A 23,123-nucleotide genomic window follows, 5' to 3' on the forward strand; every position below is an offset into this window, starting at 1 on the left:
CGCCCAGTCGACGTCGTGCTGATAGAACTGCACCGCCTGCTGGTACTCCATCTCCGGGTCGGCAAAGAGGGTGCGGGGCACGTCCTCGCGGGCGGCGACCCGAAGGATCGCCTGGGTGCTGATGCGCTCGTGCACCTGCAGCGCCACCGGGTCGACCACGCACTCCGGTTGCTCGCGCTTGCCGCTCCACTCCAGCCACGGGTCCGCCTGCGCCAGGGCCTGCAACTCCTTGACCTCGTCCTCACTCAGCGACTTCTCGGCCCCCAGCTTCGCCAGGAGTTCGTTCAGCCGGTCGGCCCGACCCGTGGGGTCGAAGCGGAGGGCAGGCGGCAGGTGTGGGTTGTAGCCGTACTTGACCTTCGACTCGCGAACAAGTTGGCCTTTGCCGGCGATACCGGCGGGGGGGATGTTCTTCCGGGTCGCGCGCTCGTGGCGTAAGTCAGTGACTTCATTGGTAGAGTCAGGTCTCTTCTTCGGCATGTTCTTCTCGCCTGGCCCGGCGGTCTCCTCGACGGCTGTTGCCTATTCTCCCTGATGGGGAAGGCAAATCGCGCCGGCGGGACACCAGGCCCTGCCTCGACGTCCGGTGCTCCGCGGGAGAGCGACCCCGGACGTGAGGACCCGGGGGAGTCGGCCTGGCTGTGTCCGGACGAGCTAGCTTTGGCCGACGGCACTCGCCTCGTCTCTGCCTACAAGGACGCTAACGGCACAAAGTTCTGGATCATCACCGAAGCGGATCGCTCGGCGACGACCATCCTCTTGCCAGAGGACTACTAACCTCAGGCGAGTCGCAATTGCGGCTCGTCACTTTCTTGTTTGCGACATTGATCACCCCACCAATTCAGAAACTACCTTGAGCTTGCTTTCCTCTCCAGATGACGAATTTCGGACAGGTAATGGAAGAATTGCCCTTGGAGGCAAAGGTCTACCGCCCGGTTCAAATACGGTTGAGGCTCGGCAGAGGTCGCAATGGACAAGGCGGCCCTATTGATCAAATTACGAATCCTCTGGTCCGCTCCTAACGACGACTCGCTCTCCTCACACTTCTGTAACGAGCGCTCAGCATCGTCGAACCGAGACCGGTGAATGGACAAGGTCGCTAGGACTTCGTGCATCAAGGCGTGCTCCTTTGCATCTGCTGAGTGCTGTGAGGCTTGACTGACTTCTGCCTGAGCTTGCTGCAGGTCGTCAGGAATCGGAGCATTTCGGTGGGCAAAACACTTCAATATGGCGCGATCTCGCGGGATTGAGCAACGGAAATGGCCCTGATCAGCCTGACTGCCTATACTACGCAAGACATCTTCTGCCACAGAATATAACCTGATGGCAGACGGATTCGGGCCCCCCTGCTTGAACGGGTACTGAATTCTTGCGGCGAGCCAAAGAACCTCGAGAAACTCTGTCCGGCCGCACTGCCTGGCCAACTCAAGCCAGCTTGGCAAGAATCGTTTTGCGCGATCAGGCATTCCCATGTCAGCAAGCAAATCCACATACAACTTGCCCCACCGATGAGCTTGATGAGAGCGACGATCCAAAATGACCGGAAACACTCGTTCACATATCGTCAAAGCCAGAGATCTTTCGCCTAGGCTAACAAGTGACACAGCGCGGGATAAGAGGTGGCCGAGCTTTTCTTCGGTCAAACTCGCCAACTCCTCTGCCTCGGGAATCTCCGCGCCCCAGAGCCGCTCTTGAACCCACCTTTGATAAAATAGAGGCCAATCCGCCTCGGGCACCTCAGCACACTGCAAGAGGCAAATCAGCTCGTCCGCGGTCTTTGGGAGCTTTCGCGTGCGATATTCCTTGACAGTATCTCTCGAAAGCGAGAACCGGGGATACTTACCCATCCGCTCATGAAGCACCTCGACGCTTAGAATCTGGGCGTCGAGATGGCGGGCCAGCAATTGGCAGAACTGCACCGTTACACCTCTCGTGGGAATAAACCCCCCTGGCCATATACTACCACTGCAGATGCGGTATGAACCATGTGTGAGGGTGGACTTTGAAAACAGCGATCATGACACCAGATACTTCTGACTGATCGATCTGATCTTACCGAGGTGACGCCTGTTGGGATATGATGTAATACAATAAGCATCATTGACTAACCAATGGACAACGCTTGAAATCTCGCCTTCGATCGCTTTTCTTCTCGTTTCGGCAGCCAAGGTCCCCGGGATTGCGCCGGCTGCTGGTTGCGTGTGGTGGATCATCAACAGCCACTCTTCTTACCAGCATTATTCCGTCTTCATCGACTGATGTGACTGCTGGTGCAGGGGGAATGTGTCTATCACTGTCCTGGCTGGCCACTATGCAGACACAAAGACTTTGCCAAGGTATTGACCACCAATACACGGGCTCCTGGGAATTTCAAACTGCAAAACATGTGACAAAGAAGACTTGAACCAGAGCAACTCCAGTAATCTCAGGGGATCTCCACTGCCTTCTGAGATCCCATATCCAGCCGATGGAATGATAATTGTGTTAAAAGACAGGTGTTTAAGTTTGTATTTCGCGGGAAAGGCAAACCCTGCAGCTTTATCTCGATGCCAAAACTTTAGCTGCAACAAAAGATGTAAATGACTGTAAAACTCTTGGATGTGGTTCGCACCAGAGTCGTCGAACCTGACGATCATGGTACGTCAGATCCACCTTCAAAAGACCGTAAGACTGCAAAGACGGAACATTGAGAATTCAGCTCCTTAATTACTCATGTGGTAATATTTAATGAATCAGAAAAATTTCGTGCCACTGGCAAATACCTGAAGACGACATACGGGTACTAAACAGTTCATGGTGCACCTGCATTTTGCAGACGACGAAGTCACATTTTAAGCGCTGTGGCGCTAACAGAAACAGTTATCAAAGGTCTCGTCTCCGTAAAATTCTTGACAAAGTGGTGTTACTTATGGTAAGATAGTGAAGAAGTGAGTGGTCTCACTTATGACTTACATTTTGCTACAAGGCAAAACCTTTGATTGCCCCCTTACACTGGGTGGACATCTGTGTGATTAGGTATTCATTCTGGCAATGTAATGGAAAAAGTATAGTTAACGCCTACTAACATTGGTGAAATTGTCTCTTAAAGCATAAAGATACCATTTTTTCTATGATTTCAAAGATACTTATCCTCGGGCCATCGCATCAGCAGTGATCTGGTAATGGGGTGAGTGATGCTGCCCATTGCTTTCGAATGGGCCGCTTGTTCCTCAACGGCCGCAGTGGATTATATCCTGACGGCAATGACAAAGATGGAGCCCAGCAGAAACCGTCAAGCTGCGTCGTGAGTTGAGCGGCGCGTTATGCCTTGTACCTTTTTTTGCAGCCCAACATTGTCTAAGGGCGATGATCCGCATGTCCCGCTTGGGATATCGGACACAATCCACAATTTGATGATAGCGATCACTAATCATGGATATCTACTAAGTGATCCAGATGGTAGGCGCGCAATGGCCACCTGTTGATGCCCCGCGACGCCAACTGACCAGATCAAACATTCGCTAAGGGAAGCCGAGCAACTGGTACAAATCCATGGTTATACGAATTGGATGTCAAAAACTTTCGTTCGTCAACCCTTACCGTTGTCTATGTTTTTCATTCTGGTTGTTTTACGATAGAAGCGGCAGTACTATGCGCAACAGTGGTTTAGTGACGAGTCCTGTATCAATTTCCGACTACGCCATTTAGGATCGATAAGACCATTAGCTCAAAGTCCAATTTCCTCATACTAAAGCTTGATCCTGCTGACCAAGTGGTAGTGATATACTATGGATCATCATGTCAAATGATATGCTGAGTGTGCTGATCTGACATGAGCTCGCACCGCGTATTGAAAGCAATGTTTTGATTCACGAGAAATGGTTCCCAGCAGACGCAGACACTAGAATTGGTGGCAGGAACTGGCTCCTTTGACACTGAATCATCGGAGTCTCCAAAGGATGAACCTGAGGGACGTTCTGTTAACTGGAAAAGAGAGACAGGTTGGGCTCGAAAAGTTTCCTGGACTCCTTGATCATTATTTCAGCGAAGTGGTGGTCGTTGCCCAAGTGGGAGCAGGTCTTGGTGTAAATAAGTTGTGATTGCTACCATGGTGCTAGGTCAAAGGCCTGAGAGGTGGCCCGTCGCAAGAACGGCAAGTGGGGATGGTTACGCTAACCCCACTGCAAAGTTGTGGACCATGCAGATTCCAGGCTGCTCGATGATGGCGGGAGGCTTCATGTTCCTGTAAGAACAGATGGTAAGTAAGGTAACCCTGATGGCAGCCGCGTAACGCGCCACAAATACGTTGATATTAGCCCGTGCGTGTCAGGAAAGGTCGGGTAACCAACCGAAAGCTTGGGACGGATCATTGGTGCAGAGGCCTCTGGATTTGCACGGTAAGCAGGTAGGGAGAGTACGCCTTGTGGAAGGAGTATCCTGGCGAGGTGGAAGTCCTTTCAGCAATCCTTTCATCGGCAATCTCAATGACTTTGACGCGACACGTGGAGCCTCCCGCCCTTGCTCCGAGCTCAAGTGGCAGCCTCTGGTGAAGTCGAATAGTCTGAGACTGCAAGACGGCAACCTAGATGGTGTGGCTCAATGGACGCGCAACGGTACAGGTGTTGGGCCTCGGTTGACTGTAGCAATACAATATGGGGAGTAGCCGAGGTCGGTTTCCTGATGGGCACGTTCTGGCGATGGTTGTTTCTTCTTTCTGCGAAATCTTCATGGAGTTGATGAAATGTATCCTATTTGGGCACATCGAGTGGCGGTGTGCAACTCGGCTATATGGATGAGAGGAAAGGCGTTGTTCACCGTCCGAGTTTGCTTCTTGACTGAGCCATATTATGGGCGCACAGCGCAGTAGTTTCACAAGGGAGATAACCGGAACCAACCGGTCGGTGGGGATACACATTGGATAGAAGGGCAGTGGAGCTGGACCGGGGTTGATAGTCATTTTTTCGCTGTTGATAAACAGCGAATAGAGGAAGATTTGTGGTGGTGAAAGAGAAACGAAGCACTTTAGTTGCGAAACTATAGGAGGACATGAAGTGGTAGTGGTTTGTTGTATCGTGGCGGTGGGGCAAATGTCCGAGTGCCTGTCCATAAGTTTAGTCTTCTGGAACGAGGTCTAGTAGAGTGGCAAGAGGTTCCGGCAACATCGTTAGGAAGGTTGGTAAGCCCACTATGGTCTAAAAGGATAGCCACGGAGAAAGCAAAGGCAAAAGATGTAACAAAGGATGAGCTGATGCATTTTAGTTCAAGGATGTACATGACTTTCACCTCTGCGAAGGTTATTAGTGCCTCCGTAATTCATAGGGAAGGTATGGGTGCGGCTTCGACCACTGCTGCATTTGAAACGTATATTTGGACGGAGCAGCAAGGTAAGGCTCATCAAGTGTCGGTCAGCGAGATATTTTTGACGAGTGAAAGTAAAGTGCAGGGCCTGAAGGGGGTCCTCTTGCCTTTGTTTAAGGTGGAGTTGGGAAAGGGTAGCTGGGCGAAGCAATCTGTGCCTAGGGCAGGAGAGTGTGTATCCGAGGCATTAAAGAGTGGACCCGTGGTCGTAAACAAGGGACTCAGGTTTATTGCTATGGAGCCAGATCGTGGACGATGGACAGTGTCGGTTGATGTGCCATGGTCTCAATTAGGCTCATTTCTTAACCCAAAGGGCCATTTGGCGATCATGCAAAGAGGACCTGGACACTGAGACCCGGTTCATCACCGCTACATAAGTAAACTAGTCCGCAACGTCAATTATTCTTCCCGAGGACTATTGACGAACTTCTAAGCGGCCACCGATAGAGATGGCCCGCCCTTCTTGTGCTGATTAGTTTAGTCAGGGCTCAAGAACCGGCACTCATTCAGATACTTGCCATCGTGTGTACCGGATGATCGTGACATGCAAAGCCACGAGCACCTTAGGTTCCCGATTGGCACGAATGGAGAAGGAGCGAGGCAATACCTTGGGTGCTCTGCGAGCATGTTCGAGGAGCTGCGGGCGCGGAAGTTCGTGCGCTCAATCCGCCGCGATTGGTACAGCTATGAAGACTTGGACGTAGCAATGCGTCTACTACTTACCGAGCGAGATCGTGGTACAGAAGAAAGTCATGGAATCAAAGCCGCAGGCATATCCAGTCAAGAACCGATCCGGCTTGTGGGCCGCAAAGGGAATCGATCCAGTTACCCATCGACGGAAGAACTACTTCGGCAAATCGGCAGCTGAGGCGTCGGAGAAGGCGTTCAGGTCGCTTGGTCCATCCAAGGACTTCAGTTTCTTCCGCTTTTACTCGTCCGGCTACTTGCCGACTGTCAAGCACCGCATCCAGAACTGGCAGAACCAGATCGCCTGGTCGATGGACAAGTACGTCCTCCCAGAGTTTGGCCACCGGGACATCCGCGAGCTCAAGAGAGCCGAGTTCCAGATGTTCTTCAACAAGATCAGCGCGGAGCTCAAGGCGTCAAGCGTTGAGAAGGTGAAGATCGTCACCTCGGGCGTCATGCGCCTCGCTGTCGCCGACGAGGTCATCACCGTCAACCCAGTCACATTTGTCCGCATCGCCAGGAAGGATCCGGTAGAGAAGACTGCCCTGACCTTCCAGGAGCTCCATCAGTTGCTCGATGCGTCTGGAGCGCTCATCAAGCCATTCGTCATCTTGGCTGGCTGCTTAGGGCTCCGCTTGGGCGAGGCAGTGGGTGTGACCCGTGGAGCGATCAGCCGAAGCCGGGTGCTTTCGGTTCGTCAGCAAGTCCAGCAGCTCAAGGGTGGTTGTACGATCAGTAACAAGCTCAAGACCGACCACAGCCGTCGCGAGATTCCTCTTCCTGAGCCTCTCTATAACGCTCTGATGAGTTGCGGTCAGGTCAGCGATGTCTGGGTTTGCTCAGACACCCTTGGAGGCTTTGTGAAGCCCAAGAACATCACGAGAGAGCTCAAGGCGGCATGCGTCACGGCTGGAGTCCCCGTCGTGTCTCCGCACGAGCTTCGCCATACGTTTATCAGCCTCATGGACAACGAAGTCGAAGCCCCTCGCACCGTCGTCATGGCGTTGGCCGGGCATGTCGCCCAATCGACCACGGACGGGTATTCGCACGTGAAAAACGAACAAAAACTCCGGTGGGTGGAAAAGCTCTGGGATCAGGTTTCTACTGCTTGTAGCCCAGAAACGTGGGCTACAAGGGTCGAAATCTCAGGTTCAAATTGAACCTACGGAGATTTGTGGTGCCCAGGAAAGGACTCGAACCTTCACTCCCTTGCGAGAACTAGTACCTGAAACTAGCGCGTCTACCAATTCCGCCACCTGGGCACAGGCGAGGGAAGGACATGATACCGTGAGGGGAAGGGTGCCCGCCACCAGTCCCAGGGTGGCGGGCATCCTGGCTGTTCACTCGGTGCGCAGGGCGTCGATGGGCGACAGGCTGGCCGCCCGGAGGGCGGGATACAGCCCGAAGACGACACCGATCCCGGCCGAGAAGAGGGCGGCCATCACTGCCGCGTCCAGGGGGAAGGGCATGGCCAGGCCACCCTTGGAGGGGACGTTGGCGGCGGCGGTCATGAGGCTGATCCCCTGGCCCGCCAAAAAAGCCATGAACATCCCGATGCAGCCGCCGACCAGCGAGAGCACCGCCGCCTCGACAAGGAACTGGTTGAGGATCGCGTTGCGGCGGGCGCCAAGGGCCTTGCGCAGGCCGACCTCGCGGGTCCGCTCCGTGACCGAGACCAGCATGATGTTCATGATGCCGATGCCCCCGACGAGGAGCGACAAGGCGGCGATGCCGGCGAGGACCAGGCCCACCCCGGTGACGATGCCGCCCAGAACGCCCAGGATCGACTCCCGCGAGTCAAGGCGGTAGATCCGCTTGTTGCCCGAGCGGAGCATCATCTCCTGCCAGACCTCCTCCATCGCGTCCTGTACCTTGACGCCGTCCTTCGGCTTCATCATGAGGATGGTCACGTCGTGGCCGCCGACCCACTTGCGCTGGGCGGTGGTGATGGGGAGCCAGATGTCCTTCCCGTTGTTCTGGCCCAGGATCTCGATCTTGTCCATCACCCCGACCACCTGCAGGGTGATGCCGCCGAAGGTGATGAACTTGCCGATCGGGTCGGTACCGGCGAACAGCCGGTCGCGGATTTCGACGCCGATCAGGCAGACGTTGGCCCGCCGGTCCATGTCGTCTTGGGTCAGGCCCCGGCCCGCGATCATCTCGACCTTGTTCAGGTCAAGGGCGTATTGGTCGTAGCCCTCGACGCTGGGGCCGGTGACTTCCCGGTCCAGGTACGTGACCTTAGTGGCCGGGACGGTGAGTTGGGCGCTGACAATGTCGACGCTCGGGCAACGGTTCATGATGTACCGGGCGTCGTCCAGGGTCAGGCTGCCTTGCCGGACCGCCCCCATCCGTCCCTGGGGGCCCCACCGGTCGTAGGTCATGAAGAAAGTCTCGGCCCCGAGCTTGGTGAACTCGTGGGTCAAGTAGTGCTTGAACCCGTTCGAGATCATGACGACGAGGGTCACGCTGGCCACGCCGATGATGATGCCGAGCATGGTGAGGAACGCCCGCATCTTGTGCAGGCGGAGCATGTCCAGCGCGATCCGGAACGACTCGAAGACGCTCATTTGTCGCTCTTGCCCGACTCTTCTTCGTCGTCGTTGCCCGGGCCCATCATGCCCTGGCGCTTCGGCCCCTTGTATTCGGGCTTGACCACTGTCTCGCCCTCCTTCAGGCCCGACTTGATCTCAAAGTGGGTCGAGGTGCGCAGTCCGACCGTGATGTCGCGGCGGGTCGGCTTGGCCTTCTTGTCCTTGGGGTCGGCCGGCGGGATCATGACAAAAAAGCCCTTCTCGTCTTGCCCCAGGTAGGCGACAGGCAGGCGGAGGACGTCCTTCAGGTCGACCACCTTCATCGTGCACTTGGCCGACATGCCCGCCTTCAGGTGCGGGTCGATGTTGTCGAGCCGGACTTCGACCTGGTACTTGACGACGGGGTCGGCGCTTGTCGCCGCCGCCGTGGAGCTGGAGGCCGCTCCGACCTGGGCCGGGGCGATCTTGCTGACCTTGCCCGTGAACTTGGTGTCGGGCAGGGCGTCGATGACGATCTCGGCCGGTTGCCCGACCTCAAGCCGGGCCGTGTCGATCTCGTTCACCTGGAGCTTGACGATCATGGACGACCGGTCGTCGATGCGCACGACGGCGGTGCCCGAGCTGAAGCTTCCGAGGCTGGTCACCAATTCGCCGGCCTGGACGTAACGTTTGCCGATCACCCCGGCCAGCGGGGCGCGGATCTCGGTGTAGCTCAGTTGGCGGCGGCTGTCGTCGAGGGAACTCTGGAGTTGGCGGACGCTGGCTTCCTGCTGTCGCTTGGCCGCCCCGAGGGAGAGGATGTCGCGGCGGTCGGCCTCTGCCTCGCGGACGGCGACCAACGCCTGGCGGTAGTCCTCCTTTTTGACCCTGTCGGCGATGGCGTTCGTCTTGGCCCGGTCGAGCTCGGCCTGGGCCGCCTTGACCTGCTGGGAAGCTTTCTCCCGGTCGAGCCGGAAGTCATTGTCCAGGCGCATGACACGCTCTTTGGCTTCGCGCAGCCGGGTCTGGTTGAGGTCGACCTGGAGCTGGGCCTGTTCCACGTCCCGCGCCGCGGCGTAGCCCATCTCGACCAGGCTCTTGCGCCGGTTCAGGTCGGCCTGAGCGGTCTTCAGGTTGTTCTCGGCGTCCGTGACCGCGTTGACGGCGGTCGTCCTCGCGTTGGGCTGCGTGACGTTGACGAGTTGTTCGTAGGCCTTGGTCTGCAAGTCCAGCTGGGTCTGGGCCGAGCGGATCGCCGCCGTGGTCAGGGCGGGCTGGGCCTTCATCTCCGCCTCGAGCTGGGCGACCCGCGACTTGGCCTTTTCGAGGGTCGTCTCGATCGTGACCTTGCGCTTGGCGATCTCGATACCCTGGCGGTCGACCGACGCCTGCGCCCCGGACAGCTGGGCCTCGGTCTGTTTGACCAAAAGCTCGGTCTCCTGGGGGTCGACGACACCGATCAGTTGGCCCGCCGAGACGACGTCTCCCTCGTCGACGAGGAGCTTGGTGAGGATGCCTCCGACCCGGCTCTTGACTTCGACGACCTTTTCCGGCTCGAGCGTCCCGGTCTCGACGACCTGCATGACGAGCTCGCCCTTCTCGACCTTTGTGGTCTTGTTGGCGGCGTTCATACCCGGCATCCCGCCCGGGGGCATGCCGCAGCCGGCAAGGCCCAGGGAGGCGCCGGCGAAGACGATGGCGATCGATCGAGATAGGGGTTTCATAGACACAACCACGAGAATCAGCGCTTGGCGTGCTCCCACGGGCCGGGGCCCGACGGCACGTGCCAGTGCTTCGGATAGACAAGATAAACCGTGTTGCGGCTGACCGCCCAGGCGCGTTCAAAGTCGGCGCGCTTGTAGGTCATGCGGACGGCGTTCCTACCCGGGTCGTTGAAGACCGGGTCGCCGTCATGGGTGAACCCGGTGAGCACGACAAGGTGGCCGTCGTTGGGTTTCCGGGGCTCTCCGCGGAGGAGGGGATAGCTGACCGACGTGGCGACCGGGACGCCGGCGGCGACCCATTCCTCCAAGTCGCGGACGTCGCGGAACCGGGAGACATAGGCGGTCAGGCCGGGCTGGCTGGCGGCGTAGGCCATGTTGAACGGCCAGTTGCCCGTGCCGCTCCAGGCCACGTCGTAGACGCCCTTTTGCACTTCGGGCACGTCGTGGTCGAGCTCGGGCTTCTTCAGCTGCTTGCTCCAGTAGCCGAGGATCATGCTCACCGACGTCGGGCTGCACGCCCCGTCACCGTTCGGATACGACATTTGGGCCCGGCGCGGTGGCTCCAGCGTCTTGCCCCAGGCCGACTTCAGAGGCTTCCGCGCCCGGGTCTTGGTCTTGGTGTCGACGAGGACGAGGTGAAAGGCGTCAAGGCGCGGGTGGGCCGATTCCGAGCCGTACAGATCGATTTCGACCGTGACCTTCTTCGTCGTCGAGGTCAAAGTGAGCGTGTCGGTGTCGACGCTGCCCGCGGCGTCCTTCTGGTCCTTGACGCTCGTCCGGGTGGGCTGGCCCGACCAGACGCCGAGGCAATAGCGGCCCGCACCGGGGGCGTCGGGGTGGAGATAGAACTCGATCCGCGACCCGGCCGGGGCCTGGGCCGACCAACTGGGGACCACCTCGTCGAAGGGACGAGGGGACTCGATCTGGGCGACCAGGCGCACGTGGCCGGGAGCGACTTGGGTGGACTGGAAGTCCGCCGTTGTGGCCGAAACGAACCCGTCACGCGCGACGACGGGCTGGGCCGTCACCAGAGCCAAAGCCATGCACCCCCACATGCACGAGGTTTTACTTTGCCTTGGCCCCCTCCGGTTGCGCGGGCCGAGGCAATTTGGGCCCTACGCGGCCTCATGGGAGAGCGTTTTGAGGGGTGGTGGCCCGTCGGGCAGGAACCGGTTGAAGAAGAGAGTCAGCAGGGCGATACCGGCACCGATGGCGAAGGGAAGCTGGTAGTTGCCGCTCGTCGTCCAGAGGACGGCGCCGACGATGGGGACGCTGACCGCGGCGACATGGTTCATCGTCACGCCCATCGCGATGCTGGGCGTCAGGTCTCCCGGCCGGACGATGCGGTGCAGGTAGGTGGTGAAACCTACGCTGAACGAGAAGAGGACGTTGTCGAGCAAGTAGAGCGCGATGAGGACGGCAAGGCTGTGGGTCGTCGCGTAGCCGACGAACACGAGGACCAGACCGACCGCGTACCAGAAGAGCGGCTTCTTTTCTCCGATGCGGTCGACGAGCCGTCCCATCCGAGGCGCGGTGACGGCGATGATCGCGGCGTTGAGAAGCTGGAGGACGACCATCTTCTCGACCGTCATGCCGTACACGAAGATCAGGCTGAACCCGGCGAAGATGGAGAAGATCTGGCGTCGGCACCCCTCCAGGAAGGAGAGGACGTAGTAGAGCCAGTACTCCCGGCGGAAGACGACCGGTTGGCGCTCACCGCCGCCGACCTCGGTGCTCAGGGAACGGCAGAACAGGGAAGCGGCCAAGATCGCCACTCCGCCGACGATGAAGATGACCTTGTAGGCCCCTTCCGACATGGAATTGGTCGCCTTCAGGGTGTTGGTGACGACCACGATCATGACGAGGGCGGCGATCTGGGACGTCGCCCCGACCCCGCTCATCCGCCCGAGGTGCCGACCGCCCTCGGAGCCTTTGGCCAGGTGGAGGGTCATCGCATTCTGGACGCTGGTCATGAGGTGGAAGCCGACGGACCAGAACACCGTGACCGAAACGAGGGGCCAATAGGAGCCGAACCAGCCGGTCGAGCCGATGCCGACCGCGCAGATGACCAAGCCGATCGTGGCGATCCGGCGCTCGGGCAAGGCGACCAAGACGCCGGCCATGAGGGACGCCAGCAAGCCGGGTATCTCCCGCATGGACTCGAGGCGGCCGAGGTCCAGCGGCACGGCGTGCAGATTGTCGCGGAGAAAGTTCTGGAAGACGCTGTTGTAGACGTTAAAGCCGAAATAGAACAGGGCGATGACCCACGTCAGCTTGACCCAGTCCAAGCGGCGGTCGTTGCGGTCTTCCACTCCCAGCATTCTGGACCGCCGGCGGGGACAGGAGGGGGCCGGCCAAATAAGAAGGCCCCGACCACGGCCAAGGGGAGAGCAAGCGCCGCGTCGAAGCCTGTGAGAACATTATGGCAATTTGCGACGAAACTGTATCAAGTTTTTGCAACTCTCATCATGAGTCTCGGCGCAAGGCGAGTTTGGCGGCGTCGGCCACATGGGGCCTGACGGTCTGCATGGCGGTCGACGTGTCGTCGGGATAGACCCGGTTCGTGAGGAGCACGACGAAGGTGCCGTCCGCGGGGTCGATCCAGACCGACGTGCCGGTGTACCCGGTGTGGCCGAAGCTCTGCGGGCCGAACAACGTCCCCGCCGAAGAACCTTCTTCCGACTTGGTGTCCCAGCCGAGGGCCCGGGTTGAGCGGTCGGACTGGCGCACCGTCCAGGCCCGGCCCTCGGCGTCCATGTCCAGCCATGCCTGCGCGGACCGGACGACGTCGGCGACGGTGCCGAAGAGCCCCGCGTTGCCGCTCACTCCGCCCAAGGCCCGGGCGAGCGGGTCGTGGACGACTCCCGGCACGAGGCCCGGGTCGGTCGGGGCTGTCCGGACGGCAGGGAGGTAGGTGAGAGTCCGGTGCCCCGTGGGCCCGGCGACGTGGCGTTTGAAGAGGACGTCGAGCCGGTCGTCCAACACATGCTCCAAGACCGCCCCCAAGATGATGAACCCGAGGCAACTGTAGGCCGTCGTGGCGCCTAAGTCGGACTCTGGCTTGGTGGCGACGACCCGGCGGCGCGTCTCGGCCGTGCCGAGCCCTGACTGGGCCAGGGGGTGGTCGTAGGGAGGGAGGCCGGACGAGTGGGTCAGGAGGTGCCACACGGTGGCGTCACCGACACCGGCCTCGGGAAGGATGTCGCCGATCTTTGTGTCCAGGGCCAGGGCACCGCTCCGCACGGCGAAGAGGGCGAGGGGCGTCGTCGCCAAGACCTTGGTCAGGCTGGCCAAGTCGTACACCGTGTCCAGGGTCACCAGTGGGCTGTCCTCGTCAAACGTCTCCCGGCCGACCGCACCGTAGGTCACCTGGGCTCCCCGGCCGTAGGCGTACGTCGCCCCGGGAAACCCCCGCTCCCGGACACCACGTTCCAGGATCTCGGTGACAAGGCTCATGGCACCACCGCCAAGGCCCGGAGTCGCAGCCCGGCCACCGGGTCTTTGGCCGACAAGGCAATGTCGCTGACCCAGGCGTCGGGGCCAAGGTCGATCCACGCTGCCGAGACGCCTCCGGTGGACGGCAAGAACGTGGGGTCACCGTCACCCACGGCCCGGACGTCTTGGCCGTAAACGAGGTCGCGGACGACCGTCTTGCCCGACCGCGTGTGGACCTCCAGTCGGCCGGCGACCGTGCCGGGCTTCACCCGGGCCGTGCAGTCGATGCCGACCAGGACGGCCCGGGCGGGCTTGCCGACGACCCACGTGCGTGAGCCGGGTTCCTTCGATGTTATGAAGTCCACCGGTGAATGGACTCCTTGGCCGGAGAAGACCGCCAAGTGATAGGGGCCGACGGCCAGGGGTGACGTTGTCGTCACGCCTTCCGGCGTCAGCGCCCGCGCACTCATGGCCCGGAGGGGGCGTGGGGCCTCGTAGGCAAGGCGGCGCAAGACCGCTGCCGGGTCGTACGCCAGCTTGTCAGGCAGTTCCTCGCGTCCAGACCACGCGTAGTCTGCGGCGAGGACGTATGCCGAGAACTGCCTGAATTCGCGGACAGTGGATTCAGGGGAAGACGTGTAGCCGGCCCAGGTGGTTTGGAGCAGCCCGCTCCCCCCCAGAGCCTTCGCCGCGAGCGCCTGGCCACGGATGTTGCCGGGCTCGAACCAGGACGAGGCGATGGGACGCGCCCCGCATTGCTTCCAAAGGGCCAAAGACGTGTATGCCTTTGGGTCGGGGTTGTTCACGTAGTGCCAGTCGGCGACCAGGGTGCCCGGCGAGACCACCGACCGGCGGACAGCGGCAGAAGCTGGGTCAGGCGCGTTCGTCGCGTCAGGCGCCTCGCCTTGGGCCAGGGCCATGTCGCCCCACAGCATCGGGGTGACCCCCAATTGCCTGGCCAAGCCCATGAGGAAGGGCACCTGTTCCTTCCACTGCCGGGTGACCTCCGCCGGCGTGGCCGAGACGCCTTCCATGTCGGTTTCGTCAAGGCCAAAGTGGACGACCCGGGGACGGAGGGCCTGGACGACCTCGGTCCACAGGTCGGTGAACAGGCGGCGGGTCCTCGGGGTGAAAGGGTCGACCGCGTAGGGGTGGTCGCGGTCTTGGGCGATGTCGAGGTTTTGGCCGTTGGCGAAGAGCCATTCGCAGTGACCCAGGCTTTGGATGAGGGGCACGGGTTCGATCCCCGCCCGCCGGTATCGGTCGAAGAGGGCGACCAAGTCGGCCTTCTTCATCGTCTCGTCCGTCGCGACGCCTGGCGTGGCCTTCCAGTCCGTCCGTTCGCACTGAAGGACGACGTGGTTGAACTTGAGCGGGCCGAGGACGTCCCGGACGAGGGTGCTTTGGTACGGCAGGGCCAGCGGGCCGACGAACATGTGGACACCGCGCCAGGGAAGGGCGGGCCAGTCTTTGATGGTGCAGACAGGGAGTCTGAGGCGTCCATTGACCGGCCGGGCGAGCATCCCCAGGGTTTGGAACGCATGGCGTAGCCCCAGTTCGTCGCGGGCCCGGACCCTGACCGCCGGGTCGGCGTCAAGAATGTCGATAATGTAGCCTTCGGGCGGCAGACCTAGCTCGACCGCGCTTGCCGCGACGCGGCGGACAGGCCCCGAACCCTGGCGTTGCCAGTCCCACAGGCGGGCCCACGCCCCGACCGCGTCTTCGAAACTGACCTTGGCGATGTTGCTGCCTTCGACCCGCCAGTCGGCCGAGCAATCGACGAACCCGACGCCGGGGTCAATGGACTGCGGGCGGGGGACCAGCGGGAGCGGTTCGGCGGACGGGTCCAGTTCAACGAGGTTCTCGCCCGTCTTGGTCGCCAGCGTTTTGGCCTCGGCAGGCTGGAACGCGGCGGGGTGACGGGCGACCGCGTAGGTGATCCGGACATGCGCTGGTTTGCCCTTGGCGACGGGGACGGCGGTGGAGCCGAGCCACCAAGCGTCTCCGCCGTCCGCCCATGCGCGGGAGGTTCCTCGCCCGTCGAGCAAGACCATGTCTGCGCTTGAGGCCACGGTGAGGTCGGCGGGAGCGGCGGTGAACCGCCACGTTTTCGCGGAGCCGCCAATGGGGAGCGGTTCACCCGACGGGAGGGGGAACCGGGTGACGGTCATGTCGCCCTCGGCCACTTGGCCCGACGCAAAGACTCGGGACCAGAGACGGCCCGCCTGGACTTCGACCAGGGCGGGGTCGTCTCCCGACCATTCGAACGTGTAGGCCACCGTGCAGCCGTCCGCGGTGGGGGTCATCACGCCCCGGGCGCTGACATTGTCCCGGGGGCTGTCCCAGGTGAGGGTGACGGTACCGTCCGGTCCACGGGAGACCTTGGCGTCACGCCAGGTGGAACTGAAGTAGCCTTTCGACCATCCGGGCGCGTAGTATTGGAACCCTGACGACTGGACCAGGGGGAGTCCTCCCACCGTCAGGGTCGTTCCCGAGCCGGACCTGAAGGCGACGTCGAAGTCCGCGGGCGCCAGGGCGGCTGCAAGGGCGAGCCAGACCATGCCTCTAGTCTAGTCTGTCCGAACTGGGCTCGCGACGCTCCAAGACCCTCTCCATCACCGGGTAGTTGTCGTGGGCGAGGCGCTCGGTCTTGCCATTGAGAGTCCGGTAGGAGACGACGTCGTAGCCGGGCTTGCCTGGGTTCCTGACCCGAGCCCGACGACCCTCCCCGAACGTGAACTCGGACGGTTGGACGGCGCGTCGGACCTGCGTCCAGACGCTGGCCCGCGGCGGGGCGACCGGCCCCTCGATCCAAACGCGGAGCACACTGCCTTGGGCGGTGCCCCGGATGGTCACCGCCCTTTTGTAGGGATTGCGGAACTTGAGGTCGATGTTGGGGTGGGCGACGGCGGCGTCCCTTCCCGCGGGCACATAGTCGGGGGCGTGGTAGTGGCTGTGCCGTTCCACGATGACCATGCCCGCGAGGAGAGCGGCGTTGAAAAGAGTCGTGCTCGTCTGGCAGACCCCACCGCCAAACGCGTCCACGAGCATCCCGCCGAAGCTGACCGGGGCTTTGCGGTAACCCCGGTCTTGCGTCCATGGCCCGATCGTTTCGTTGAACGAGAACACCGCGCCAGGTGGCACGACGGCACCGTCCAGGCGGGCGAGGGCCAGGGTCGCGTTGTGCCGTTGGGCACTGTTCCTCAGCTCGATAGGCGTGGCGTATTCGCCGACCTTGCCGTCGGCGCGGTGGCCCGCACTGAGGCCGAGCGCCCCGACGCCCGCGAGCCCCGCGACAAGGATGACCGCGCCCTTCATTTCGGGGTCACCTTGAGAATCCCCGTGCCCGTCCGCACGACCATGCCGGGGTCATACATGGGATAGGCCGTCGCTGGTGGAGCGTAGCAAGTTCCCGGCGACTCCGCCCGCACGGCGTACTCCAGGACGTGCTCGCCTGGGGCGAGTTCTCGCGAGAAATAGACGGTCCGGTCGTCGCGGAAGTCCGCCCCGCACCACCAGTAACCCCAGTCGTTGTTGCCGTCCAGAGTCCGGTCGAGTTCGACGGTGCGGGCGTTGCTGGGCACGTAGTCCTCGATGGCCACATACCTGAGCGTCCGGGAGTTCCGGACGGTCAGCCGCACCCGGTAGACCTCGCCAGACTGGAATGTCGTCGAAGGCTGTGACGCGGGGACGAGCCTTCGCACGCCGTCGCTCGTGCCTAGTTCCATCTTGTGATACGTGCGCGTGATCGAGAACCCGCTCGACAGGGCCAGGGGTTTGGCGTCCGGCTCGAACACCATGCCCTTGTAGTCAAGGGCGTATGACGCCGTGGCACCACCGGACACCTTCACTTGGACGCTGTTCTTACCTTTGGCCAGGCCGCTGAGGGGAACCCGCACCGCCGACGGTCGGCCCAGAGCCAACCGCGCAAAGGCATTTCCGTTCACGATGACCTCGGCCTCCCCGGAACCTAGCTGTTCGGGGTGGCGGGCCAGGTAGGCCGCGATCGTGCCCACCGACCGGTGGAGCAGCCAGGTGTCGGTCATGCTTGACCGGACGGGCGGCGTGGCGAGCCGGTACACGACGTCGGACGTCAGGGCGGAGTCGGGCTCGATCGCGACCAGAGCGTAGGCGACGGTCTCTTCCGTGCCGTAGTCGGCCCCCTCCGCCACCGAGTGGGGTGCAGCCGCTTCGAGCCGCTGAAGGAACGGAGGAAGCTGTGCCTTCGCCGCCGATGCGACGTTGGCGTCCTCCGACCGACTGAGACGGCTATAGGCCAGGGCCGTCCAAGCCAGCGACTCCGCGCCCAGCTTCTTGTCGCGGTCGATGCCGGTCTTGAAGACGTCGTCGATCGCTTTGAGCAGTCCGGCCCGTTGGGTATGGCCTGCCAAGGCGGCGGCCAATTGCAACCGGCGGCGTGCCTCGTAGGTGTCGCGCGGTGGGGTGGCCAGGTACTTCACCGCCCACTCGATGTCGGCGTTCACCCAGTCTTCCTTGACGGCGACCCCTTCCTGCTTGAGGACGCGGAAGCTCTCGAGGGCCACCGCCGTCACCCACGGGTCAGGCTGGTCGTTGCGGAACCAGCCCCAGCCACCGCCGTACTGCCTCATGTCGCGCAACCGGGCGAAGCCACGGCGCAGCACCTCGTCGACCTTGGTGTCGAGGTCGGCGTCGACATACCCGGCCCGTGCCAGGGTGCGTTGGGTCAGGACGGCGGGCACCATCCGGCTCAGCGTCTGCTCGACGCAGCCGTACGGATAAGCGACCAGTTCGTCAACGTGGGATAGGAGCGTCCCGGCCAGTCCCGGGGCGACCCGGACGTCCAGGGCCCCCGTCGTGGCGTTGGCGGGCACCTCAAGGACATACCCTGCCTCGGCCGGTCTGCCCGGGCCGCCGACGATGCCGCCGGCATGCCAGTAAGAAGGTCGTCCGTTGGTGTGCACCGGCACCTTCATCTCCACCGCGTCGGCAGGTCCCGACGCGGTCGTGGCGGTCAGCTTGACGACAGCGTCGCCGGGGTTTCCTGCTTCCAGGTTCCATGTCAGCACCTCGGTGCTGTCGGCCCCGACCTGTTTGACTTGACGGAGGGCGCCGTCCGACTTGGCCCCCTGAAGTTCCAGGTCCACTTGCACCTGGAGAGGCTTTTCGGTGGTGTTGGTCAGGGTCGCCGAGACTTGCTGGACGTCGGATTGGACCATGAACGGCGGCAGGCTTAGCCTGGCCATGAGGTCTTGGGTCGCGACGACTGCCGACTTGCCCTTGCCGACGGCGGCGTCGGCGGTGACGGCACAGACCGTGGCCCTCCACTCGGTGAGGTTGTCGGGCAGGCGGACGTGGACCCTTGCCGTCCCGTCGGGCCCGGTACGCAGGTCCGCCGACCAGAAGGCGGTGTCCTTGAAGTCCCGCCTGACCTTCACGTCGGCCGGGCTCTTGTCGCCCCCGTCGAAGTAGATCGAGGGGAACGACCATGTCGTCTGGACCGACGAGTACCGCTCGGGGTAGAAGGTTTGGAGCGGGTCGTTGGCGTCCTCACGGATCGCGTACACCGCCTCGTCGACGACGGAGAAGGCCAGGTCGGCTGAGACGGGCCTGCCCGACTCGTCGGTGGTGGAGATCGTGTAGCCGACGTCGTCGCCTGGCTTGGCTTTGGCCTTGTCCGCCGCGACCTGGACTTTGAGCCGTTTGCCACGGGCTCCGATCCGGATCTGGGCCTCCACGCTTTGCATGTCCTTGTTCGAGACCCGGCAGACCGAGACACTCGCGCCGGAAGGGGTCGCGGCCAGCCCAGGCAACTTCACTTCCGCGCTGTCCGATGGCATGGGCACGACCTTCGTCCAGGTCACCTCGTCCGTTTCAACGGTGACGAGCACGGGAACGCCGGGAGCGTCAGAGCGGACGACCGCGGTCGGTCGGTCGGTGACGTGGTAGACGTGCTTGTCGAGGGTGACGTTGAGGTAATCGACGTTGGCGGCGGAATGGTCGCCAGGCACCCAGAACGAGACGACGGACTCGACGGTGCGGCCATGGCTGTCTTTGATCGAGACCACCGCCTCGTAGTCACCTGGCTTGTCGGGGACGACGTCAAGGACGCCCTGTCCCCTTGCGTCCAACTGTCCGGTCACCACGGCGTAGTTGGTCCTCACCTCGCGGGCAGGTTCCCCTTCCTCGGCCTCCTGGTCGGTACGTTCGTAGTTCAGGCGGGTCAAGGCGACCGCGACGGTGCCCGTGGCGGGGGACCCGGACTTACGCCCCGTGGCGGTGACGCGGATGCGGAATGGCTGGCCCGAGTTGGCGGCGTAGTTGTCAGCCTCGGCCTGAAGGTCGAGGTCACCTTGGTAGACGTTAAAGCTGCCGCTTCCCGAGTAGTAGCGGTCGCCCGTACCGGTGACATCGACTTTGACCTCGTACCGCTCGGTGCCGGCGTCGGGAGGGGACCACCCCGTCGTTTTCTGGGCGACCGGCCGAGATGTGGAGACGTTGACCGTCGCCCGGCCTTGGGCGTCGGTAGTCAGGTCTTCGGTCTTGACGAACTCGGCGTAGTCGGTGTCGCCAAAGCCGCCTTCGTCACCCTCCCAATAGACCTCCTTGCGGTAGACCTGCACCTGGACCTTGGCCGACACGGCCGGCTCACCCGTGTAGGTGTTGACCTGGACCGTCACCGGCACGGTGTCGCCGCGGTAGGCGGCTTTGACGGCCGGGCTGACCTTGATGTCGTACTCAGGCTTGCGGTACTGGGCGACCGGGAAGAAGTGGCTGTCCGACCAGTCGCCGCTCGTCAAGGAGATCTCGTAGGAGCCGGTGGGTGACTCCGCCTCGATCTTGAAGGAGCCGTCGATCCGCCCGTCGGCCGCCACTTGGCGGTTCATGGTCGCGACGGTGTCACCGTCCGGGCCGCGTAGCTCGACATTGACACTCTTGAGGCTTGCCGGACCAAACTGTGCCCCAACCGGGTGGCGGATAAACGTCTTGAAGAAGACCGTGTCGCCAGCCCGGTAGACGGGTCGGTCCGTGACGGTCCAAGCGACGTCGCTGTCGTGCTCGTTGTAGCGGTTCCACCAGGTGTAGGCCCGGTTCTCACCGTCGCTGGCCATGAGCATCGCTTGGCGCGTGTTGTCGTCGTGGCCGACAGGGACGTCGACGGTGACGAGGCCGTTTGCGTCGGTGGTGCCGGCAGGTCGGACACCGCCGGCGGTGACCAGGTCGATCTTGACGTTGGGTCGAGGTTTCCCGTCGCGGAGGCCGACGGCCCAGGTGGTCGCCTTCTTGTCGCCGGTCTTGGTGACCAGGCCCAGGTCGGTCACGGTGAACCAGAAGTAGCGGTTTGCCCCTTTGGAAGAGGCGAGGGCACGGTACACGCCGCGGGGCAGTTTGGGGACGGTGAGGTCGGTGGTGAACGCACCCTCCAGGTCGATCATTTGCGGTTGACCTTCGCTCTGGTGCACCACTGGTCCGTCGGCCACCGTCGCGGGGTCCTTCGGGTTACGGTTCCGGGTGACGCCAGTCAGCACCGCGGTCAAGTTGCGCGAGTCGCGGATACGCTCGGGTTCGATCCGCCAGACGGTCAGCTTGATCGACCTCTCGGTGAGGTAGCCGCTGGATTTGATCTTGATCGGTTCGTCGGGCAGGAAGACCGGGGTGGAGAGGGCGATCTGGATCTGCGGGTCGCGAGGAACCGCCTCGAAGTCCAGGCGGTTGGCTTTACCCTCGACGACGGCGACCATCCGCTGCTGGACGTCATGGGCCGTGCCCCTCACCCAGACGTTGTAGTTGCCGGTGGGCAGGCGTCGAAACTTGAACTTACCGTTCTCGTCGGTCCGGACGGTGTAGTCGCGGTGACGGGCTTCGTCGCCGTCTTGCCATTCGGGCGAGAAGGTGACAAAGGCCTTCGGCAACGGCTTCTTGTTCTCGAACATCGTCACCGTGCCCGAAACCGGTGTCACGGGGATCTCTTTGTTGACGCCAAATGCGGTCAGGGCGGAGACCAGAGCCACCGCCAGGACCAGGGCGAACGTCGCGGCACGGCGGTCAGGCTTCGGCACTGGATTCCTCGCTATTGGGACGGGTCAGGAGGCCGGCCGTTGCGGCCAATGCGGCCACGACGAGCACGGCCACGGCGAACACGGCCATCTTGTTGTCCTTCTTGATGTCGACGGCTTCGGTGAGCACGGGCGCGACAGCGGCGACCAGCCAGGCGAGGCCGCCCCCGAAGACCGCACCTGGCAGCGCGTCGCGACCCGACAGGCACGAGAGCGCACCCCCTAACGCGAGGCCCAGGACGACACCGACGGTGCCTCGGTCACCCAGGAAGACGGCGGCGAAGGCGGCCAGCCCACCGGCCGCGACCCAGGCGGCGACAAGGGCGGCTGTCCCCTTGGTGCCGGCCTGTTCTCGGACGGCACCGACAAACTCGTTCAAGGCGACGACCGTCGCCGCACCGACCAGAAGGCCGACGGTGACGTAATGCTGGCCGATGTCGAAGGAGTCGAGGGTGTCGGGGGCGAGGTTTCGGAGGAGTCGGTAAGCGGCGAGGGCCAAGATCGGGCTGAGGGCCGCGGCGGCGGAAGGCCGCCCCACCACGCCGGTGACCGCTAGGCCGACGAGGGCGGCGGCCGCGATGCCCGGGGTCTGGGCTTGGCTGAAGCCGACCGTCGCCACGCCAGTCCAGGCGAGTGCCCCGAGTGCCCCGGCGGTCGGTGTCGGCGCACCGTCGCCCCACAGCCATCCGATCACGAGGGCGGTAGCCCCTGCCGTCCCGACGACGAGGGCGAGCTCGGGCTTATGGAACCCGAATTGGAACACCGCCACACACGCGCCAGTCACCACGGCACCGAGGGCCGGGCCCGCCCAGGGTGAGCGGTCGCCCAGTTGGTCGGCCAAGGCCAGACCGACGGTCGCGACGAGGGCGAGGGCGCCGGTGACCTGGAGTCCAAAGTCGGCCGCCTGGATCTTGAGGAACAGAAGCAGCAGGGCGGAGGCCACCGTGGCGAGGGGGAGCAAAGCCGAGTCAGGCCGATGGGACTTTGTCCAGTTGGCCCAGAAACCAAAGGCGGTGACCCCAGCCAATGCGGCCCCGATCCAAAGCCAGTCGGCGGTCGGGATGTCGGCGGCCATCGCGAGGACGGCAGGGAACGCACCCAACGCCACGAGTGAGGGTCTTGTCTTGGCCGGGCAACCAGTGGTCGTCGCCGAGAGGACTGACGCGGCGGCCGCCACTACCGGCGTGAGGGCGACGGGGACCGATCCGGTCAGCTTGAAGAGGCCGAGCGCCGACGCCAGGCCCGCCAGCCCGACCAGCAGGGAGGCGGTGACGTCCGGACGGGCCGGTTTTGGTGTGCGGGCATACTCCCACGCCCAAGCGGCCAGGGCGGCGGCGGCAAGCAAGACAAGGACAGGTGTGGACATGAGACCCCTACTAGGTTCGGACGAA

The 23,123-nt window shown here is 62.5% G+C and carries 12 protein-coding genes and 1 tRNA gene; 2 read left to right on the forward strand and 11 right to left on the reverse strand.

The window, feature by feature from the left end; genetic code table 11:
* A partial coding sequence (locus tag KF857_12230; protein ID MBX3112761.1) for a hypothetical protein occupies positions 1–480 on the reverse strand: 480 nt, incomplete at its 3' end.
* Positions 481–534: 54 nt separating this feature from the next.
* On the opposite strand from KF857_12230, the gene KF857_12235 reads away from it, so the two are divergent.
* Positions 535–777 carry a hypothetical protein gene (locus KF857_12235; protein ID MBX3112762.1) on the forward strand — a complete coding sequence of 81 codons (243 nt, stop codon included), beginning with the start codon at positions 535–537 and terminating at the stop codon, positions 775–777.
* A 5,504-nt stretch (positions 778–6,281) separates the two neighbouring features.
* Positions 6,282–7,184 (forward strand): site-specific integrase, encoded by a 903-nt coding sequence (locus KF857_12240; GenBank protein MBX3112763.1) that lies wholly within the window; start codon positions 6,282–6,284, stop codon positions 7,182–7,184.
* 15 nt (positions 7,185–7,199) lie between these two features.
* Here the strand turns inward: KF857_12240 and KF857_12245 are convergent.
* The 10 genes from KF857_12245 to KF857_12290 form a co-directional block, all read right to left on the reverse strand.
* A tRNA-Leu gene (locus KF857_12245) sits at positions 7,200–7,286 on the reverse strand.
* A 78-nt stretch (positions 7,287–7,364) separates the two neighbouring features.
* A complete protein-coding gene (locus tag KF857_12250; protein MBX3112764.1) occupies positions 7,365–8,594 on the reverse strand; it encodes an ABC transporter permease in 1,230 nt (409 codons plus the stop codon).
* A complete protein-coding gene (locus KF857_12255; protein ID MBX3112765.1) occupies positions 8,591–10,261 on the reverse strand; it encodes an efflux RND transporter periplasmic adaptor subunit in 1,671 nt (556 codons plus the stop codon). Before KF857_12255 ends, KF857_12250 begins: the two co-directional genes overlap by 4 nt.
* Before the next feature lie 17 nt (positions 10,262–10,278).
* Positions 10,279–11,304, reverse strand: coding sequence for a peptidase C39 family protein (locus KF857_12260; GenBank protein ID MBX3112766.1), 1,026 nt, complete (start codon positions 11,302–11,304; stop codon positions 10,279–10,281).
* Between the two features lie 72 nt (positions 11,305–11,376).
* Positions 11,377–12,573 carry an MFS transporter gene (locus KF857_12265; GenBank protein ID MBX3112767.1) on the reverse strand — a complete coding sequence of 399 codons (1,197 nt, stop codon included), beginning with the start codon at positions 12,571–12,573 and terminating at the stop codon, positions 11,377–11,379.
* A 154-nt stretch (positions 12,574–12,727) separates the two neighbouring features.
* Entirely contained in the window at positions 12,728–13,717 is a 990-nt protein-coding gene (locus KF857_12270; protein ID MBX3112768.1) for a beta-lactamase family protein, read from the reverse strand.
* Positions 13,714–16,257: a hypothetical protein gene (locus tag KF857_12275; GenBank protein MBX3112769.1), complete on the reverse strand. Its 2,544-nt coding sequence runs from the start codon at positions 16,255–16,257 to the stop codon at positions 13,714–13,716. Before KF857_12275 ends, KF857_12270 begins: the two co-directional genes overlap by 4 nt.
* Before the next feature lie 4 nt (positions 16,258–16,261).
* Positions 16,262–17,014, reverse strand: a complete 753-nt coding sequence (locus KF857_12280) for a VanW family protein (protein MBX3112770.1) — start codon at positions 17,012–17,014, stop codon at positions 16,262–16,264.
* On the reverse strand, positions 17,011–21,735 hold the full coding sequence (locus tag KF857_12285; protein MBX3112771.1) for a carboxypeptidase regulatory-like domain-containing protein: 4,725 nt from the start codon (positions 21,733–21,735) through the stop codon (positions 17,011–17,013). The genes KF857_12280 and KF857_12285 overlap by 4 nt, the downstream gene beginning before the upstream one ends.
* The gene (locus KF857_12290) at positions 21,722–23,098 is read right to left on the reverse strand and encodes a hypothetical protein (protein ID MBX3112772.1); all 1,377 of its coding nucleotides are present in this window, start codon (positions 23,096–23,098) and stop codon (positions 21,722–21,724) included. The genes KF857_12285 and KF857_12290 overlap by 14 nt, the downstream gene beginning before the upstream one ends.
* Between the last annotated feature and the right edge of the window lie 25 nt (positions 23,099–23,123).

This window comes from Fimbriimonadaceae bacterium (assembly GCA_019638795.1).
Taxonomy (GTDB): domain Bacteria; phylum Armatimonadota; class Fimbriimonadia; order Fimbriimonadales; family Fimbriimonadaceae; genus JAHBTB01.